The sequence below is a fragment of the Corynebacterium sp. J010B-136 genome (genome assembly GCF_002967075.1).
Classification (GTDB): Bacteria; Actinomycetota; Actinomycetes; order Mycobacteriales; family Mycobacteriaceae; genus Corynebacterium.
The window spans coordinates 305,682-324,789 of record NZ_PUGE01000003.1; the positions used below are offsets into that span (position 1 = coordinate 305,682).

15 protein-coding genes are annotated in these 19,108 nt (G+C 53.5%); 12 read left to right on the plus strand and 3 right to left on the minus strand.

Translation table 11 applies throughout. The features are described from left to right. The first annotated feature begins 40 nt into the window (after positions 1-40). From ruvA to C5Y44_RS07245, 9 genes are all read left to right on the plus strand, one after another. Complete coding sequence (gene ruvA, locus C5Y44_RS07205; protein WP_105324298.1) at positions 41-673, plus strand: Holliday junction branch migration protein RuvA; 633 nt, start codon at positions 41-43, stop codon at positions 671-673. A 45-nt stretch (positions 674-718) separates the two neighbouring features. After that, positions 719-1,798 (plus strand): Holliday junction branch migration DNA helicase RuvB, encoded by a 1,080-nt coding sequence (gene ruvB, locus C5Y44_RS07210; protein WP_105324299.1) that lies wholly within the window; start codon positions 719-721, stop codon positions 1,796-1,798. Between the two features lie 83 nt (positions 1,799-1,881). After that, positions 1,882-2,325 carry a preprotein translocase subunit YajC gene (gene yajC / locus C5Y44_RS07215; RefSeq protein WP_105324300.1) on the plus strand — a complete coding sequence of 148 codons (444 nt, stop codon included), beginning with the start codon at positions 1,882-1,884 and terminating at the stop codon, positions 2,323-2,325. Between the two features lie 291 nt (positions 2,326-2,616). Then, positions 2,617-4,602, plus strand: coding sequence for a protein translocase subunit SecD (gene secD / locus C5Y44_RS07220; RefSeq protein ID WP_105324301.1), 1,986 nt, complete (start codon positions 2,617-2,619; stop codon positions 4,600-4,602). Between the two features lie 2 nt (positions 4,603-4,604). After that, positions 4,605-5,756, plus strand: a complete 1,152-nt coding sequence (secF, locus tag C5Y44_RS07225; protein ID WP_105324302.1) for a protein translocase subunit SecF — start codon at positions 4,605-4,607, stop codon at positions 5,754-5,756. Between the two features lie 153 nt (positions 5,757-5,909). Then, positions 5,910-7,646 carry an ABC transporter substrate-binding protein gene (locus tag C5Y44_RS07230; RefSeq protein ID WP_233189895.1) on the plus strand — a complete coding sequence of 579 codons (1,737 nt, stop codon included), beginning with the start codon at positions 5,910-5,912 and terminating at the stop codon, positions 7,644-7,646. Between the two features lie 118 nt (positions 7,647-7,764). Next, positions 7,765-8,313 (plus strand): adenine phosphoribosyltransferase, encoded by a 549-nt coding sequence (locus C5Y44_RS07235; RefSeq protein WP_105324303.1) that lies wholly within the window; start codon positions 7,765-7,767, stop codon positions 8,311-8,313. Positions 8,314-8,408: 95 nt separating this feature from the next. Beyond that, positions 8,409-10,709, plus strand: coding sequence for a bifunctional (p)ppGpp synthetase/guanosine-3',5'-bis(diphosphate) 3'-pyrophosphohydrolase (locus C5Y44_RS07240; RefSeq protein WP_105324304.1), 2,301 nt, complete (start codon positions 8,409-8,411; stop codon positions 10,707-10,709). A 181-nt stretch (positions 10,710-10,890) separates the two neighbouring features. Next, positions 10,891-13,005, plus strand: coding sequence for a bifunctional UDP-sugar hydrolase/5'-nucleotidase (locus C5Y44_RS07245; RefSeq protein ID WP_105324305.1), 2,115 nt, complete (start codon positions 10,891-10,893; stop codon positions 13,003-13,005). Between the two features lie 188 nt (positions 13,006-13,193). Here the strand turns inward: C5Y44_RS07245 and C5Y44_RS07250 are convergent, their stop codons facing one another. Beyond that, a complete protein-coding gene (locus tag C5Y44_RS07250; RefSeq protein WP_105324306.1) occupies positions 13,194-13,589 on the minus strand; it encodes a hypothetical protein in 396 nt (131 codons plus the stop codon). Between the two features lie 256 nt (positions 13,590-13,845). Then, entirely contained in the window at positions 13,846-14,697 is an 852-nt protein-coding gene (locus C5Y44_RS07255; protein WP_105324307.1) for a peptidylprolyl isomerase, read from the minus strand. Between the two features lie 247 nt (positions 14,698-14,944). On the opposite strand from C5Y44_RS07255, the gene tpx reads away from it, so the two are divergent. The 3 genes from tpx (at position 14,945) to hisS (ending at position 17,474) form a co-directional block, all read left to right on the plus strand. Continuing rightward, complete coding sequence (tpx, locus tag C5Y44_RS07260) at positions 14,945-15,442, plus strand: thiol peroxidase (RefSeq protein WP_105324308.1); 498 nt, start codon at positions 14,945-14,947, stop codon at positions 15,440-15,442. 95 nt (positions 15,443-15,537) lie between these two features. Next, complete coding sequence (locus C5Y44_RS07265; RefSeq protein ID WP_105324370.1) at positions 15,538-16,185, plus strand: MBL fold metallo-hydrolase; 648 nt, start codon at positions 15,538-15,540, stop codon at positions 16,183-16,185. Positions 16,186-16,190: 5 nt separating this feature from the next. Further along, positions 16,191-17,474, plus strand: a complete 1,284-nt coding sequence (hisS, locus tag C5Y44_RS07270; protein ID WP_105324309.1) for a histidine--tRNA ligase — start codon at positions 16,191-16,193, stop codon at positions 17,472-17,474. Between the two features lie 129 nt (positions 17,475-17,603). On the opposite strand, the gene C5Y44_RS07275 is transcribed toward hisS, so the two are convergent. Beyond that, positions 17,604-19,016 carry an L-serine ammonia-lyase gene (locus tag C5Y44_RS07275; protein WP_105324310.1) on the minus strand — a complete coding sequence of 471 codons (1,413 nt, stop codon included), beginning with the start codon at positions 19,014-19,016 and terminating at the stop codon, positions 17,604-17,606. Positions 19,017-19,108: the final 92 nt, after the last annotated feature.

Here is a 19,108-nt window from a genome sequence, read left to right on the forward strand (position 1 = left end):
CAAGAGTTATTGCACAAGAAGAAATGGAGCTAGAAAACCTGTGATTGCCTCTTTGAACGGTGAGGTCTTATCCATCGCCCTTGATCACGCTGTTATTGAATGTGGCGGGGTTGGCTACCAATTCTTAGCCACGCCCCGGACCTTAGGTACTTTGGTGCGCGGTGATCGTGCGCGAGTGATGACGTCCTTGGCTGTCAAGGAAGACGCCATGACCCTATATGGATTTACCGCAGATGAAGATCGTGCGATGTTTCATCAACTCCAAGTAGTGTCCGGCTTAGGCCCGAAGCTTGCGCTGGCATGTTTATCGGTGCTCGAGCCAGGCGAAATTGCCACTGCCATTAATAATGGGGATGCGAAGAAGCTGCAGACCATCCCAGGTGTGGGCAAGCGTATGTCGGAGCGTATGGCTTTGGAACTGAAGGACAAGGTTAAAGGCTTTATTACGCAACCTGCTGGGGATGATGCGTCGGCTGCTTCCCAAAGCAGCCTGCCTGTCGGCAGCGGGGCAATGGTAGATACCGTCGTCGAAGCATTGGTCGGGCTTGGCTTTACCGAAAAAGCGTCGCGTCCTGTGGTTGAAGCCTTCGTGGCAGAATCAGAAAATACGGAAACCCTTGAAACTGCTACCGTCTTGCGTGCATCGCTTGCAGCACTAAGCGGTAAGAAATAGAGGTTCATCAAACATGAATGAATCACCGGAGATTGAGGACACGACATGTCGGATGTAGAGCGCACTGAATTTCAGCTTCCCAATGACGCTGCGCGCCCTGAGCCTTTGCAGCGAAATGAGAATATTGCCGCTGAAATGCAGCTGGGCGAACACGACGTGGAGCGTTCGCTGCGTCCCAAAGGCTTGGATGAATTCATCGGCCAGCCGAAGGTCAAAGAACAGCTGTCGCTAGTTCTCACCGGTGCTAAAAATCGTGGTGTTGTTCCAGATCACGTGTTGCTCTCGGGCCCGCCAGGTCTTGGTAAGACCACCATGGCGATGATCATTGCCCAGGAAATGGGCACGAGTTTGCGCATGACCTCGGGCCCAGCCCTGGAACGAGCTGGCGACTTGGCCGCGATGTTATCGAACCTGATGGAAGGTGACATCCTTTTCATCGATGAGATTCACCGTATCGCGCGTCCTGCCGAGGAAATGTTGTACATGGCGATGGAAGACTTCCGCATCGACGTCATTGTGGGTAAAGGGCCTGGTGCAACATCCATTCCGTTGGAAATTCCGCCATTTACCCTTGTTGGAGCAACCACTCGCGCGGGCATGCTCACCGGCCCTTTGCGTGATCGCTTCGGCTTTACTGCGCAAATGGAGTACTACAACGACGCCGATCTAGAACACGTTGTTACTCGTGCGGCTCGAATTTTGGGCGTGGACATTGACAAAGACGCAGCGATTGAAATTGGGTCGCGCTCGCGTGGCACCCCGCGTATTGCAAACCGGCTTTTGCGCCGCGTGCGTGACTTTGCTGAAGTCAATGGCGATGGACATGTTGACATGGCAGCAGCGCAGGGTGCGTTGGAAGTCTTCGACGTGGACCACAAAGGTCTAGACCGCCTGGACCGGGCAGTGCTTAGCGCATTGATTAAGGGCCACGGCGGCGGGCCGGTTGGCGTGAGTACTCTTGCCATTGCTGTTGGTGAAGAACCTTCCACCGTTGAGGAAGTGTGTGAGCCCTATCTTGTGCGCGCTGGCATGATTGCGCGCTCTGCCCGCGGGCGCGTGGCAACTCGTGCGGCGTGGGAACATTTGGGACTTACTCCTCCTAATACCGCCGCGGGACTTTTCTAACGCGTAGCGACTTTGTTCGCGTGTAGAGAACAAGCGGGCTTTAGCAAGGAATTTCGGCGATATTCTGGCAGTATGGAAATACTATGGAATTAGTATTTATCGCAATAATCCTTGTCCTTTTCCTCCTTCCCAGCATCCTGATTGGCCGCAAGCAGCGTCAGCGTCAGCGCGAGATCCAGCAGTTCCAGCACGACTTGGTTCCTGGACAGCGAGTAATCACCGCCGGCGGCATTGTCGGCACCGTGGTTTCCACCGACAGCAATACCGTCAACTTAGAACTATCGCCTAATGTCGTCGTTACTTTTGAGCGCATGGGCATTATCCGCAGTGCGGATGCGATCAGCCCGGCCGGTGGTCCCGCACTAGAAAACCAGCAACCAAGCTCCCCGGCGACTGAGCATCCAGAAGCTTTCGAGGATCGCGGAAGCCACCCCGAAAATTACTCCAGCAACTTTGAGTCTGAAAACTATGACGCACCAGAGTCTAACGATGATGACTTTGGCAGCTCACCTGAGTCAAAGAACTAAAGTTAGATTTCTAGAAAGCACCCGTGTGCACCCAATTGAGGGAGCATGCTGGTGCTTTTCGCGTGCCAGAGCTGCAATTTAACTAGTTAATTCACAGCAGCGGCAACGATATGAAAAGGCGTATTACTTCTCACATGCTCGGAGAAATGCCAAGATCGGGTGCTGCACAGTTGTATATATGACGTACGATAATGGTTTGTGTTTGGTCAACCTAACGTGCGGTGTATTTTACTGCGCGCGGTGGCCGCAAAATCTAAATAGTCAATAAAGTCAACCAGTGGGAGATTAGCCTTGTCCGCTCCTAATCGCGGCGCGATCAGCAAAAGTAATCGCACCTGGCCCAAACGCGCTCTAGCGTTGTTTGGGCTCATAGTGATCCTTCTCTACGCATTAGTTCTTTTTACCGGGGAGCGTTCACTTAGCCCCAAGCTTGGTATCGACCTGCAAGGTGGTACGCGAGTCACGCTAGTTCCACAGGGTGAAGAGCCAACCCAGGACCAGTTGGCGCAAGCTCGTACGATTTTGGAGCAGCGTGTCAACGGCATGGGTGTCTCTGGTGCTGAGGTAGTAACCAACGGCAATACCTTGGTGATCACCGTTCCGGGTGAAGACACCTCTCAGGCACAAGCTGTTGGTGCGACATCGCAGCTGCTATTTCGTCCTGTAGCTGAACAGCCGAATCCGGATCCAGCAGCGCTGGGTGAGACCATCGAAGAAATGGCCAACCGGTGGGTAGAATTCGACCTCATTTCTGTCGATGGGGCGAATCAGGTTCTCAAGCAGGTTCATGATGCCATTAACCCAACTACGGATGACGAAGGCGATGCTGCCGACGATACAGATTCAGATGCGCCAACCGTAACTGCGGAGCCACGACCAGAGCCTGAGAACTCTCTAGAGGCTGCTGATCGCCGCGATGAAATGACTGAGATGCTGTTGAAGGACCGCCAGTCTGAAGACCCAACGGTTCAGGCCGCAGCACTGTCTTTGATGCAGTGTGATGCCGCAACTGACCCATTGGCAGGTGCAGACGACCCAGCGCTTCCTTTTGTTACCTGTGACTATGACAATCAGGCTCCCTACCTTTTGGAGCCTGCTCCGTTGCTCGCCGGCATTGAGGATCCAGAAGGCACTCGTCTAACCGGTAATGAGATTGATACGAATTCACCAATCAATGGTGGCTTGAACTCTCAAACCAGTCAGATGGAAATTAGCTTCTCTTTCCAGACCGGTGATGGCCCAACTGGTTCCGATACCTGGGCCAAGTTGACCGACGAGTACCTGCAGAAGCAAATCGCTATCACATTGGACTCGGCGGTTATCTCCGCTCCCGTGATTCAGGGCGTAACCCCATATGGTTCCGCAACCTCCATCACTGGACAATTCACTCAGGAGCAAGCACAAAGTCTTGCCAACAACCTACGTTATGGCGCGCTGCCATTGTCCTTTACCGGTGAAGACGGTGAATCGGGCGGTACCACCGAGATCGTCCCACCGTCACTGGGTAAGACTGCGCTGGAAGCGGGCCTTATCGCTGGCGTTGTAGGTCTGCTTCTTGTCGCGGCTTACTCCATTTACTACTTCCGCGCTTTGGCTGGCGTTTCCCTCATTACGCTGGTGGCCGCAGCAATCTTGACCTATGGCTCCATCGTCTTGCTGGGCCGCTGGATCGGCTACTCGCTGGACCTGTCCGGTATCGCAGGTTTGGTCATCGGTATTGGTGCCACCGCTGACTCCTTTGTTGTCTACTTCGAGCGCATCAAGGATGAGCTGCTTGAGGGACGTACATTTAGGTCCGCAGCTACTAAGGCTTGGGAGCGCGCACGTGCGACCATCATTACGGGTAACGTCGTGACCTTGATCGGTGCTGTCGTGGTCTACATGCTGGCTGTTGGTGAAGTTAAGGGCTTTGCATTCACGCTGGGTCTGACCACCGTATTCGACATCGTTGTTTCCTTCCTCGTGATGGCACCACTGATGCAGATCGCGGCACGTCGTCCAGCATTTGCTAAGCCATCGATGAACGGCCTGGGCGGCATGTTTGCTTTGGTCGAAGAACGCCGTGAACAGGGTTTCTACGCGCCAGGACGCAACCACAGGGCAGCAGCTTCTACTGGTTCTGAAGCCGAAGGCAAGGAAGAGCCAGTAAACCAGCTTCGAAGCGTCGTTGGGCCAACATCATCAGCATCATCAACTTCTGAAGCACCCGAAAGATCAGACAGCGGGGAAGACCCCTCCGCGAAGCCTTCGGATCAGGACTCCCAGGAGGAGAAATAATCATGGCTGCCAATAAATCTAAAATCTCTCGCATGGATCGCCTATACCTCGATGAGGGCGGCTTTGATTTCATCAAGCGATCCAAGACCTGGTACTCCATCACCATTGGTCTTTTAGTGGTCGCAATCGCTGCCATCGCCATTCGCGGATTCAGCCTTTCGCTGGACTTCGAAGGCGGAACCAAAATCAACCTTCCCGCCAAAGGCCTGGAAGAAACCGCAGTTTCCGAGGTATTCCAAGAAGCTACTGGCATTGAACCTGAACAGGTCCAAATTGTTGGTAGTGGTGAGAGCGCGACGCTGGAAGTAAACTCCGAGCGTTTAACCGAGGAACAGGCGGATTCGGCACGACTGGCAATCTATGAAGAATTTCAGCCAGTAAACGCAGCTGGGGAAGCTACCCCTGATGCTGTGGGCGTATCCACCGTGTCGGAGTCCTGGGGCTCAACTATTACTAAGCGCATGATCATCGCGATGATTGTGTTCCTGGTTATTGCGACGGCATATGTTGCTTTCCGCCTGCAGCGCACTATGGCAATTGCTGCCATCTTGGCCCTGATTGCTGACGGTATTATCATCGCTGGCCTGTACGCGCTGTTTGGTTTGGAAGTTTCCCCAGCAGTCATTATTGGTCTGCTGACGGTCTTGACCTTCTCCATCTATGACTCCGTGATTGTCTTTGACAAGGTCAATGAAAATACAGAGGGGATTACCGGACAAAGAAATCGAACGTATGCTGAGCAAACCAACTTGGCAATTAATCAGACCGTGATGCGTTCAATCTCTACCTCGGTTATTTCTGCACTGCCGATCATTGCGCTATTTGTCGTTGCCGTATGGATGATGGGCATTGGTACCCTGCGCGATCTTGCGCTCATTCAGCTTATCGGTGTTATCGAAGGTATCTTCTCTTCGATTTTCTTGGCTTCACCTTTGGTAGTCACTCTGGCTAACCGCAATAAGAAGATTAAGGAACACAACAAGCAAGTCGCTGAATATCGTGCCAGTGCCGAATTTAGCGAGGGCGAACAGGATGCAGGTAGCAAGGAAGCAAACTCCAAGCGCCAGGTCGTCTCACCAACCGCACAACAGCCGACGAACCTAGAAGGCACACAGGTCTCGCAGACCGGCTCTTCTTGGCGTCCACGGCGTTAAGACTAACTCTTAACCGCTAAAGATTTTTAACAGCACCGCTTTCTACATGCGGTGCTGTTTTCTTTCGCTCTATTTACCTATCCTCAAGCTTTTTCATTGGTTATTAAGTAGATAGGGTAGTAAAGTTTCGGGTTTGTGAAGGAGACACGTGGCATGAACCAAAAAGTGGTAAAAACAGTGGATAACCAAAGCACACCACGAACACCGATGCGTGGGTGGCGAAAGCATGCCCGACACTTACGTGCCGGTGTCGTACTTCTAGCCGCATCCTCGCTTGTGCTGACTGCTTGCTCAACTGGCGGAGACCAAAGCGGCGAGCAGGAAATTGGCCCTGAAGAAAAGAAAAGCTCTGAGTATCCGGGATACTTGGCTAACTCTGAGCTAACTACGGTCAACGCTGGTTCAGCATTTGGTACTGCCTCAGTAGCATCGCAGCTATCAGGTCGCCTATATCCGGGTGCTTTTGTCTCCGGCCCAACTGGACAGTTGGTGCCGAACTCGGATTTGGTTACGACCCATGAGTGGATGGATGGCGATCAGCGCAAAGTGTTGTACACGGTGACTGAGGATGCAACTTATTCCGATGGCACGCCTGTTACCTGTGATGATTTCTTGCTGGCTTATACCGCAGGCCAGATGCAAGAGATGTTTGGGTCAAATATGCCTTTGATGGATCAAGTTGAATCCGTTGCCTGCGCGCCTGAGAACAAGAAATTCTTGGTCAAGTTCCAGCCAGGACAAGGTGGACAGTGGCGTTCAATGTTTGGCCCGGGCACTGTCATGCCGGCTCATAAGATTGCTGAACGTGCTGAGATGAGCAGGGAAGAGCTGGTTAACGCCCTCTATTCGCAAGACCCTAATCAATTAGGGCGCGTCGCAGAGATTTGGCGCTTTGCCTTTGGTCTTGATCATTTCACCCCAGAAATGCATGTCTCCTATGGTCCATTTGCCCTGGATAGCGTGGGTGAGCAGGGTGAGGTCCTGCTCAAGCGCAATGACAACTACTACGGCGATCCAGCTTTGATGGACAATCTTGTGATCTGGCCGATCCACTCGGATGTCTCAGAAGTAACCCAGCAAGACAACCTCCTGGTTGCTGATGCAGCTGTTTCTGAACCCAAGTGGTTTGATAAAGAAACTATGGGCGATAACTTCGAGATCGAAGATGTCGTCGGCGATCTCACGGACTCGCTGATTTTCTCTGACTCAGGTGTCTTTGAGCAGCAGTGGGCACGCCAGGCTTTTGCCGCTTGTATTGACCAAGGCGAAATTGCCAAGGTGAGCTCCGAGGCTTCTGGGGTAGAAGTTCCACCCGTCTATACCCATGCGGTCAACCACAATGATCCTTTGGCACGAACCCTTGCTTCAGTTACCAGGGAACATCAGGAAACAGATATGGACAAGGCTGGACAGCTGGCCGGCATGACCATCCGCATTGGATATCTTGGTGAAGATGAGCGTTTGCAAGCGATGGTGGACTCTATCCGCCAGCAGTGCGAGCCAGCAGGGATTACAGTTGAAGAAGTAACCGGCGGCAATGTTTCTGCGGCCTTTTTGGAAATGGATCCAGAGACTTGGTTGCCGAGCATCGACGCTTTCTTAGGCCCCATTAATTCGCGTTCACAGTATGGAGTTAACGCTGCAAGCTTGGCGCGTGTCGATGAACTCCGTGACGAAGAGCGCCAATTATGGGAAGATCTTCCCGGTTTGCCGCTGTCTGCGGAACCGCATACCTTCTTTATTTCACCGCAGCTGGCTAATGCCGTGCCGTACACCGGAAGCACCGGTATTGGGTGGAATATGGACCGTTGGTACGTCCAAGATGTGCCAGAGTCCACAGGCTCTTCCTCATCTGAGGGGGAGAGCTCTGAAACTTCCTCTAGCAGTTGATAATCTACTTGTGCAGTATTAAGCCTCTGGAGATAATCCACGAGGCTTCTTGCTTTTGCTGCCGCCGCGTCATTCCACGTTTTCCACTAACTATGAATAGATCTTAAGGTTTAATACCGTGAACTCAAAGTATTCCGATGCCCGTGAAGCCATCAAGGATAAAATCCGCTATGTACAGGATTTTCCAGAAGACGGTGTGCTTTTTGAAGACTTGACTCCGGTATTAGCTGATGCCGATGCCTTTTCAGTAGTCATCGATGGTCTTGCTGATGAATGCGAAAAGCTGGGCGCGGATCTCATCGCAGGTCTCGATGCACGTGGCTTTTTGCTTGGCTCAGCCGCAGCGTACAAGCTGGGCACCGGTGTCCTGGCAGTGCGCAAGGCTGGCAAGCTTCCCCCTCCAGTGCTGCACCAAGAATACTCCTTGGAGTACGGCTCCGCGGCGTTGGAGATTCCTGCGGATGGGGCAGTGATTACGGGCGCCAAGATTGCGCTTGTCGATGACGTCCTTGCCACCGGCGGTACCCTTGCCGGTGCTCGTCAACTGCTGGAGTCCGCTGGCGCAGAAGTCGTGGGTGCTGTTGTGGTTTTGGAAGTTGAAGGTCTAGGGGGACGTGAAAAGTTTGGAAATCTCCCTATTAGTGTGCTGAATGCCACAACTGAATAAGACGCGCTAAACTAGGTTCATTAAGGATTCGGTTTGGGTCTTTAAACCAGTAAATATTTGGGCCCACCGAGTAGGTAGTGAGTGAAAGGGCGCACATGACGAACAATAGGTCAACGAAACGCCCAGCCAGCAGTGGCGTTCGCAGTATGTCGGCCCGCCTCGCGCGTTCGCTGACAGGGGGTCGCGTCAAGGTCAATCCAGTCCTTGATCCATTGCTGTCAATCCACCGGCAGTTTCATCCTCGCGCTGACGTGGAATTGTTAAACAATGCCTATTCGACTGCGGAGATGCTGCACGAAGGGGTATTTCGCAAGTCGGGTGAACCTTATATCACCCACCCTTTGGCGGTAGCGACGATTACTGCGGAAATTGGCATGGACACCACCACTGTGGTGGCGGCTTTGCTGCATGACACGGTTGAAGACACCGATTATTCGCTGGAAGACTTAACCGCTGATTTCGGCCCTGAGGTCGCGCGTCTAGTTGATGGAGTGACCAAACTGGACAAGGTAGCCCTTGGTGCGGCTGCTGAAGCAGAAACCATCCGCAAGATGATTGTGGCGATGGCTCATGATCCACGCGTGCTGGTGATTAAAGTTGCTGACCGTTTGCACAATATGCGTACCATGCGCTTTTTGCCGCCGGAAAAGCAGGCGAAGAAGGCACGGCAAACCCTTGATGTGATTGCACCGCTTGCGCACCGCTTGGGTATGGCAAATGTGAAGTGGGAGCTAGAGGATTTAGCTTTTGCGATCTTGTACCCGAAAAAATATGACGAGATTGTCCGCATGGTTGCAGACCGTGCACCTTCCCGTGACCGGGCTCTGGCAGAAATCAAGGAGCAGGTAAGCGGTGCGCTGAAAGAAAACGGCATTGAAGCCGATGTCATGGGCCGGCCGAAGCACTACTGGTCGATCTACCAAAAGATGATCGTGCGTGGTCGTGACTTTGCGGAGATCTTTGACCTCGTCGGCATCCGCATCCTGGTGGATGACGTCAATAATTGCTACGCCGCCATTGGCGTCGTGCATTCACTCTTCCAGGCGCTGCCGGGCAGGTTCAAGGACTATATTTCCTCGCCTCGTTTTGGCGTGTACCAGTCGCTGCACACCACCGTGATTGCTGGGGAATCCACCCTAGAAGTGCAGGTGCGTACGCACGAGATGCACTACAACGCAGAATTCGGTGTTGCTGCGCACTGGCGCTATAAGGAGATGAAGGGTAAGAACTCCGGCAACAGCGAAGAAGTCGATCAGATGGCGTGGATGCGCCAGCTTCTGGATTGGCAAAAGGAAGCTGCTGACCCGAATGAGTTCTTGGACTCTTTGCGTTATGACTTAACCTCGCAGCAGATCTTTGCGTTTACGCCGAAGGGCGATGTGGTGACGCTGCCTGCAGGTTCGACCCCGGTCGACTTCGCCTATGCAGTGCACACCGAGGTAGGCCACCGTTGTATCGGTGCGAAGGTCAACGGCAAACTGGTTGCCTTGGAATCGGAGCTAAAGTCCGGTGACAAGGTAGAAATCTTTACCTCCAAAGATGCTAACGCTGGTCCATCTCGGGACTGGCAGGAATTTCTTGTCTCGCCGCGTGCCAAGGCTAAGGTACGGCAGTGGTTTGCCAAAGAACGCCGAGAAGAGCACTTGGAAAATGGTCGCGATGCACTAGCTACTGAGGAGCAACGCGGTGGTTTGCCAATGCACAGGCTGTTTACCGCTACGTCGATGAAGCAAGTGGCAGAGCAGCTGCATTTCGATGATGTCGATGCTCTCTACACAGCCATCGGCGCTGGCCACGTTTCTGCGCAACATGTTGCCAACCAACTCATGGCATTGTTTGGCGATCGCGATGATGCAGTGGATGCGCTTGCCTCGCGCACGCCTTTGTCGGAATTGGAAAGCTCACGCGCGAAGCAGCGCACGCAGACGGAGGATTCCAAAGCTGGTGCCGGCATTCTGGTGGAAGGAAGCCCCGATGTGTTGGCGAAGCTCGCCAAGTGTTGTCAGCCGGTTCCTGGAGATGAAATCTTTGGCTTCGTAACCCGCGGCGGGGGAGTCTCGGTTCACCGTGCAGACTGTACCAACGCGGATAAGCTCAAGAGCGAACCAGAGCGCATGGTGCAGGTTGAGTGGGAACAAGGAAAGTCTTCTTCCGGAGCTTTCGCTGCGACCTTGCAGCTAGAAGCGCTGGATAGGCAAGGACTGCTCTTCGAGGTCACCAAGGTATTTACCGAAGCGAAGCTGAACGTATTATCCATGCGCTCGGTTCGAGGTGAAGACCATATTGCGACCCTGCAGTTTACTTTCTCGGTCTCAGATACCAAGCAGCTAGGTTCTTTGATGACAACGTTGCGCAATACTGAAGGCGTATTCGACGTCTATCGCGTGACTGCTTAGTTGCCCCTTCTGCGGGGTAGCTAAGCCACCAGCAGGTGGCGTGAAGTTAAAGCTGTGGTGAATTATTTTCATCGACGCGGTAAATGCGCAGGTGGTGCAAAACCATTGCGCTGCTTAGATAATTTAAAGGCGATATAAAGACTTCTGTAAGTAATTTCTCATTATTCTCACAGGAGAACCCGTGTCTAAGTTTCGCCGTTTTGGCCGTCTGCTGGCTGCAACCACCGTATCCGCCACCATCGTTGTTGGCGCGCCCGTAGCCTTTGCTCAAGAAGATAATGTTGTTGACTTCTCGGTCACCAATATCACTGACTTCCATGGCCACCTTTCTACGCAGGAGACTGACGCTCCTGATGCCAACTCAGAGATGGGTGCGGCCAAGCTTAAGGCATTGATTGAGTACGTCAACCAGGACCAAGAATACATCATGACTACCTCCGGCGATAACGTCGGCGGCAGCGCGTTTGTCTCGGCAATCGCCGATGATGAGCCAACCCTCGACGTCCTCAACATGCTCGGCGTTGACGTCTCGGCCGTAGGTAATCATGAATTCGACCGCGGCTATGATGATCTGCTTGGTCGCATCGCCGAGAAATCTGATTACCCATTGCTGGGTGCGAATGTCACCTTAAACGGTGAACCGATGTTGGATGCTTCCTACGTTCAAGAAATTGACGGCGTCAAGGTTGGCTTCGTCGGTACTGTGACCACCTTGACCAAGAACAAGGTCGCACCATCCGCAGTTGAAGGTGTGGAGTTTTCTGATCCTGTAGAGGCTACAAATAAGGAAGCTGACCGATTGAAGGAATCCGGCGAAGCAGACGTTGTTGTAGCGCTCATGCACGAGGACGCGCAGCAGTACGCTGCTGGCTTCAACAACAATGTGGATATTCTCTTCGGTGGCGATTCTCACCAGCGTTCCCAGGGCATCATCGAACGTGATGCTGCGCAGCCACTGCATTGGGCGCAGGGCCATGAATACGGCAAGGTTCTCCAAGACGCCGACATTTCCTTTAACAAGGACACCCGCGAAATTGAGTCCGTCGAAATCACCCAGTACGACCGCTCGATGCCTGAGGTTGAAGCACTAGCCCCAGATGCAGAAGTTGCCGCTCGCGTAGCAGCTGCCGAGGCAGAAGCTGAAGAGCTTGGAGCTGAGGTTGTCGGCCAGATGGACCGCGCTACTTTCCGCGGCCAAGATGAGGGAGCAGGAGCGGGGAGCAACCGCGGTGTTGAATCCACCTTGAACTCGCTTATCGCTGACGCCAACCGTGCATCAGTGGCTAAGTCGACTGGCGTTGACGTGGACCTAGGCATTATGAATGCCGGTGGCGTACGCGCTGACCTTCCAAATGGCGATGTGACTTTCCAGGACGTGCTTACCGTGCAGCCATTCGGCAATTCCATCGCCTATGGCACTTTGACGGGCCAGGATATCTTGGATGCTCTGGAGGCTCAGTGGCAGCCAGGATCGTCTCGCCCACGCTTGGCACTGGGTCTCTCTGCGGGATTTGAGTACGCCTACGACCCGGCTGCAGAGCAAGGGCAGCGCGTTATCTCCGCGACCCTCAATGGCGAAGAGCTTGACCCATCCACGGAATACACGGTTGCAACTTCCACCTTCCTCTTCGACGGCGGTGACAACTTCGCTTCCTTGGCTAATGTCCAGAACCTCACCGACGTGGGCTACATGGACTACTCGGTCCTCAATGACTACATCGCAGACGGTGCAGAGGTACAAGAAGGCCAGTCTGATATCGGTATCAGCACTGAAGGAACCATGGCAGCTGGTGAAGAAGTTACCTTCAACCTCACCTCGCTGAACTACACCATGGCTGAAGATCCACAAGCCACTACGGCTACCGTTGCCGTAGGCGATGTGCAGGAAACCGCTGATATCGACACTGCGTGGAATGCAGAAGAAGACGCTCAGAAGAATGAATTTGGCCGTGCAAGCGTAACGCTGACCCTGCCGGAAGACATCGAGCCAACCGACCTCGTTACCGTGACCACCGATGCCGGCACCGAGATTTCCGTGCCGCTAAGCGCCTTGGGGGCCAACGAGGGCGCTGCCGGCGGCTCCAAGCCTAGCAGCAGCGCACCTGACACCGGCAAGGGCTCTTCCCAGGGTGCTTCGGCTGCTGTAGGTATCGCTGGAGTATTGGCAGCAATTGCGGGCATCGCCGCGTTCATCGGTTTGAATGGACAGTTTGACCAGTTCATCCCAGCTAACATGCAGCGTGCCCTCAATGACCTGCGTCGTCAGCTCAACGAGGTTAGCCCTATCAAGTTCTAATCTTTGGCGCTGCCAATCACGGACCAGCGTGATTGACTAGATAGAAACACAGCGGGTGGTCTTTGCCTGAACATAGGTAAAGACCACCCGCTGTAGTGTATTGAAATCTAAATATCAACGCCTATAGAAAGAATTAAGGCTGCTACGGAATTATCCGCGGCAGCCTTTAAAGCAGTCAGATTTGACTATTAGAGCTTAAAACCAAGGTACTTGGAAGCGAATGCGAAGAGAGCGCCTAATGCACCGATGACTGCGGTGAATACAGAGATCCAAGCGCTGATGTCCTTCGGATCCTGGGAAGACAAACCGTTATCTTCATCCTTGTCTTCGCCTTCGTTCTTCTCGTCATCCTTGGAAGAAGAGCCACCGTTTCCGTTGTTGTTGTCCTGGCCCTCGTCGTCGCCACCTTCGTTAGCGTCGTTACCTTCGCCACCTTCGTTAACGGTGTCGTCAGTAGCACCAGGAGCCGGGGTGACTACCTCGGTGTTGTCTCCCTCTTCAGCTGCGGCAACGGAGGTGCCAGCGAAGGAGAGAGCGACTGCGGCTGCGCCGGCAACAAGTGCCTTGCGGGAGAAAAGCTTCATGGTGAAATCCTTTGAAGAGCGATAGTTGTATAGACGTCACGATATTAACCCGACTTTCAGGGTTCTGCAACAAAACTCAAAGCTTTTTGCAAAAGTGTGTCTTTGTGCACACAGGGTGGCCTTAGTTGAAAAAGACTGCTGGTCAGGTTGGGGTTTGTGTGACTATTGTGGTCAAATCTCAGGCAATAAGGAAGCTCCGCTGACGTGATGCCAGCGGAGCTTCGTTTATTTTCGTTGCGAATATATCCAGGATTCTTTAAGCAACAGAGGCGGATTCGATGCGAACCTCTTCGGCAGGAGCGCCATCGGCAGCGCCGCCTTCGACACCCTTTTCAGCGATGCCGTCGAGGGTTGCAAGTCCTTCTTCAGTCACGTTGCCGAAGTAGGTGTAGTTCGGAGCCAGAGTGGAGTCAGCGTAGTTGAGGAAGAACTGCGAACCGTTGGTGTCCGCACCAGCGTTTGCCATGGCGATAGAACCACGTGGGTAGATGGTCTGAACATTGGTGTCATCCATCTCATCGGTGGGGTACTCGTTGGCGAACTGGAAACCAGGACCGCCAGAGCCAGAACCGGTTGGGTCACCACACTGCAAGACCGCAAGACCGCCAGTGGTCATGCGGTGACAGATGGTGTCGTTGTAGTAGCCCTGGTCCACCAAATCGGTAATCGCGTTGACAGTACAAGGTGCCAGTGCGCGGTCGAGTTCCATCGGGATTTCACCCTGGTTGGTGGTGAAGTTAACGGTGACGGTGCCTTCCGCGGAGATGTCGTCGCCATTAGGGACGGTGGCATCGTTGGCAGCTTCGCCGCTTTCGTTGTACTCACACTGCACGGTTGGCTCCAGCGCGGTTTCGCGCTGGCCCGTCAGCGTGATCTCTGCCTGCTCCTCAGGAGTAGCGCCGTTTTCTTCAGCCTCTTCGGCAACGATGTCCTCGTCGCCACCTTGGGTTGCGAAGTAGGTGATGCCGCCGCCGATAACCAAGATGGCAAGAACAGAGGCAATAACTACGCCAAACGGGCGTGCCTTTTCTTTACGGTCGCGAGCTTTAATTTCACGCTCGAGATGATTCAGGGCTTCTTCGCCGCGCTTTTTATTACTACTAGTCACCGAGTGGTCCTTATAGTGATCGAACAGGTCCGATTGACACACCAGCACAACGAAAACAACCAGCGTTGTGCTGCACAGACATCCAGAGAAGTCATCTGCGTCAAGATTTATGCCCTGATTCTAGCGTGAAGCAAACCCAGGTGCTTTAAACACCCCGACGCGTCCCTTAGTGGTTTGCTGGCAGGTAAAGCGGTAAGAAGAAAATAGTTCATGGCGAGGAAACAAAAACGGAAGTATCGTCGTAGTCATGGCTAACGTAACTTTTCAATCCAATCCAGCACAGACCGCAGGCGAGCTTCCAGCAGTAGGCGAAGCTCTTCCAGACTTCACCGTTGTGGGCACCGACCTGTCCGACATCACCCCAGCAGACTACGCAGGCAAGCGCCTGGTTCTTTCCCTGTTCCCATCCATCGACACCGGTGTATGCCAGGCACAGACCCGCAGCTTCAACGAGAAGGCAAACTCCCTGGACAACACCGTTGTGCTGTCCATCTCTAAGGACCTACCTTTCGCACTGGATCGTTTCTGCGCAGCAGAAGGTCTGGAAAATGTTGTTGCAGGCTCGGCTTTCCGTTCTTCCTTCGGTGAGGACTTCGGCGCAACCTTGCAGGATTCCCCACTCGCGGGCCTTTTGGCACGTGGTGTCATCGTTACCGATGCTGACCACAAGGTCGTCTACGCAAGCTTTGTAGACGAGGTCACTGATGAGCCAAACTACGATGAGGCTTTGGCTGCTCTGCAGTAAAAATTTAACTTCCCATTCCGGCTATCTCGCATTTCGCGGGGTAGCCGGATTTTTTTATTATCGCCAATGCGCAGCAACGCGATATGGTAGTCATCATGCAAATTCTGGGTTTCGGTGCAGGTCCATACAAAACGAACACGTATATCGTTGAGCACAACAGTCGTGCTTTTGTCGTGGACCCAGGCATGCACACGATGGGTCGCATTATTGAATTGAGCACTGAGCACGGCTTTGTCATCGAAGCCATCGTGCTTACCCACGGGCATTTGGACCACACCCGTGAAGCTGGTGATTTAGCAAAGCGCTTCGATATCCCTGCCTACATCCACCCAGCAGATGAGTTTATGCTGCACACCGGTGAGGGAGGCTCGCCGCAATCGCAGTTGCTTTTCGATGCCTCCTCGATGCTTCCGATCCAAGACATTCGCCACCTGCAAGATGGACAGAAGCTGCAACTTATTGATCTGGAATTCGATGTTTATCACTGCCCAGGGCATTCACCAGGTTCCACAGTGATTGTTGCAGAAGATTTCGCGTTAACCGGAGATGTGCTTTTTAAAGGCTCGATTGGTCGTTCTGACTTTGAGAACTCGGATGCTCAGGCCATGGATGAGTCACTGCGCAAGCTGTTAAAAGTTCTTGACGATAAGTTAACGCTGCTGCCCGGACATGGCCCCACAACCACCATGCGCGCGGAAAGAAAGACCAATGGGTTTCTTCTTCAACTAGGGGAGGTAATCTAGAACCCGTGAGTGATAAAAAGCAGTTTCAAGCCCTGCAGGCACCTAAGGGCGTGCCTGATTACGTTCCGCCGCAGTCCGCTACTTTTGACGCTGTGCGCAAGACCCTCGTGGGACAAGCGTATCTCGCGGGTTATTCGCATATTGAGCTGCCGGTGTTTGAAGACACTACGGTCTTTGCTCGCGGTGTCGGTGAGTCCACCGATGTGGTCTCCAAGGAGATGTACACCTTTGCAGACCGCGGTGAGCGCAACGTCACTTTGCGCCCTGAAGGCACCGCTGGTGTCATGCGTGCTGTTATCCAGCACAACTTAGACCGCGGTCAGCTGCCAGTAAAACTTGCTTATTACGGTCCATTCTTCCGCTATGAACGCCCACAGGCAGGCCGTTACCGCCAGCTACAGCAGGTTGGCGTAGAAGCCATTGGCGTCGATGACCCTGCTTTGGATGCCGAGGTCGTAGCTTTGGCAGACCGCGGTTACCGCGCATTAGGGCTTACCGAATTCCGTCTCGAGATGACGTCTTTGGGTTGTGGCAACTGCCGTCCTGCTTACCGGGAGAAGCTGCAGGAATTCTTGTTCAAACTAGACTTGGACGAGGAAACCCGTCACCGCGCGGAGATTAACCCACTGCGCGTTTTAGATGACAAGCGCCCAGATATCCAAGAAGCCACTGCCGATGCGCCGTTGATGCTCGATCACTTGTGTGAAGAATGCAGCACGCACTTTGAAACCGTAAAGTCGATGCTCAATGACATGCAGGTGCCTTTTGAAATCAACCCTCGCATGGTGCGTGGATTGGATTACTACACCAAGACCACCTTCGAGTTTGTTCACGACGGCCTCGGAGCGCAATCGGGCATCGGTGGCGGTGGCCGCTACGACGGCTTGATGGCGCAACTTGGCGGCCAGGATCTCTCCGGTATCGGTTTTGGCCTCGGCGTTGACCGCACCGTGCTTGCCTTGGAAGCAGAGGGTAAGACGATTCCAGGTGTAGAAGAACGCGCAGCCGTATTCGGTGTTGCTTTGGGTGAAGAGGCCAAAAAAGAAATGGTTCTTATCATCAACAAGCTGCGCCAAGCCGGTATTAGCTCCGATATGTCTTATGGCGACCGCGGACTCAAGGGCGCGATGAAAGGCGCTGACCGCGCTGGCGCACGTTTTGCGTTGGTATTGGGAGACCAAGAACTCGCTAACGGCACCGTAGCCTTGAAGGATCTCGCAGCGCACGAGCAAGAAGATGTCGCTTTGGTCGATATCGTTGAGGTCTTGGCTAAGAAGCTGCACAGCTAAGAAGCTGAACGGCTAAGACAGCACAAAGGCGCTCTGCCGGTAATTATTTATCCTGCAGAGCGCCCTTTTTAATGCTGAGTGTTTACTTTAATGTCGAATGCTCTTAGTTATATGGAGTGCGTAGCGTGCCTAGCACTCCACCTGGGAGACAGATAGTCCCAGGGTCTTGGCCAAGCCACCAATCGAAGTCTCTTTGTACTTGGTCAGCATATCTCGGCCGGTCTCAGCCATTGTCTGCACGGCATTATCGAGGGTGACGTAGTGCGTGCCTTCGCCCATGCGGGCAAGGCGTGCGGAGTTAATAGACTTTACTGCGCCAATCGCATTGCGCTCGATGCACGGAATCTGCACCAAGCCGCCGACTGGATCGCAGGTAAGGCCCAGATTGTGCTCCAGTGCGATTTCGGCAGCATTTTCGATCTGCGCTGGGCTTGAGCCTAAAATCTCCGCCAATCCGGCAGCAGCCATTGACGATGCCGAGCCGACTTCTCCTTGGCAGCCGACCTCAGCGCCAGAGATAGAAGCATTCTGCTTGATGATCATGCCAATAGCGCCAGCGGTGAGCAGAAAACGCCGGGCCGTCTCACGAGTGAAATCGGGGAGGAAATCACGCGCATAGTGCAAGACCGCGGGAATGATTCCGCAGGCACCGTTAGTTGGAGCGGTGACCACGCGGCCACCGGCAGCATTTTGCTCATTAACAGCTAGGGCATAGAGGTTCACCCACTCCATGGCAGAAAAGCCTGACGCAGGATCATCTTGGTGCTCAAGCAATTGGCTATAAAGCTGCGGAGCACGGCGATTAACCTGCAGACCGCCGGGCAAAATCCCCTTGGTGGCGATGCCATCGGTAACGCACTCGCGCATGACATCCCACACCAGATCAAGGTGTGCGTAGACCTTGGCTAGCCCGCCATCTTCACGGTGGATAATTGCTTCATTGGCGGAGACGATCTCCCAAATCTTCATGTCGTGCGTTCTGCACAACTCTAGGAGCTGATCACCGGTGCTGAAATCATAGGGGATTGCGTTGTCATTATTTTGCGCAGCCGCCATACCCGCTGGGACTTCCTGGGTGGCTTGCAGCTGCGCATCGAGCTCTGCACGTGAGAGAACAAAGCCGCCGCCCACGGAGAAGTACTCCATATTGGTAGCGATTTCTTCACCATTTTCATCCCAGGCACTAAAGATCAAACAGTTCGGGTGCTCAGGTACTGGCTTGTTGTTAAACGCAATAGAATATTCCACACTGCCGGCGGGGCCTTCGACTGTGCCTTCAGACGGGATAAAACTGCCCGCAAGCGGCTTAGCGTCAATAGGTACGGTCAGTGGCGCCCATCCGGCAAGGCCTAAAATAACGGCGCGGTCGGTGGCGTGGCCTTTACCCGTGGCTGAGAGCGAACCACGCAGCTCAGTATGTACTTTGGCTGGAGCATGCGGCAAAGATTCCATAAAGGTTTTCGCTGCACGCATGGGGCCAACGGTGTGGGAGGAGGAAGGCCCCACGCCTACTGAAAAGATGTCAATGACGCTAATGGTCACGAAATGACTCCTTTCTAAAAAGGGGCTTGGAAAATTAGTATGGGGGGAGAAAGAAGCGCGAATTAGAAAACGAAAAATGCGCGTATCTGTGT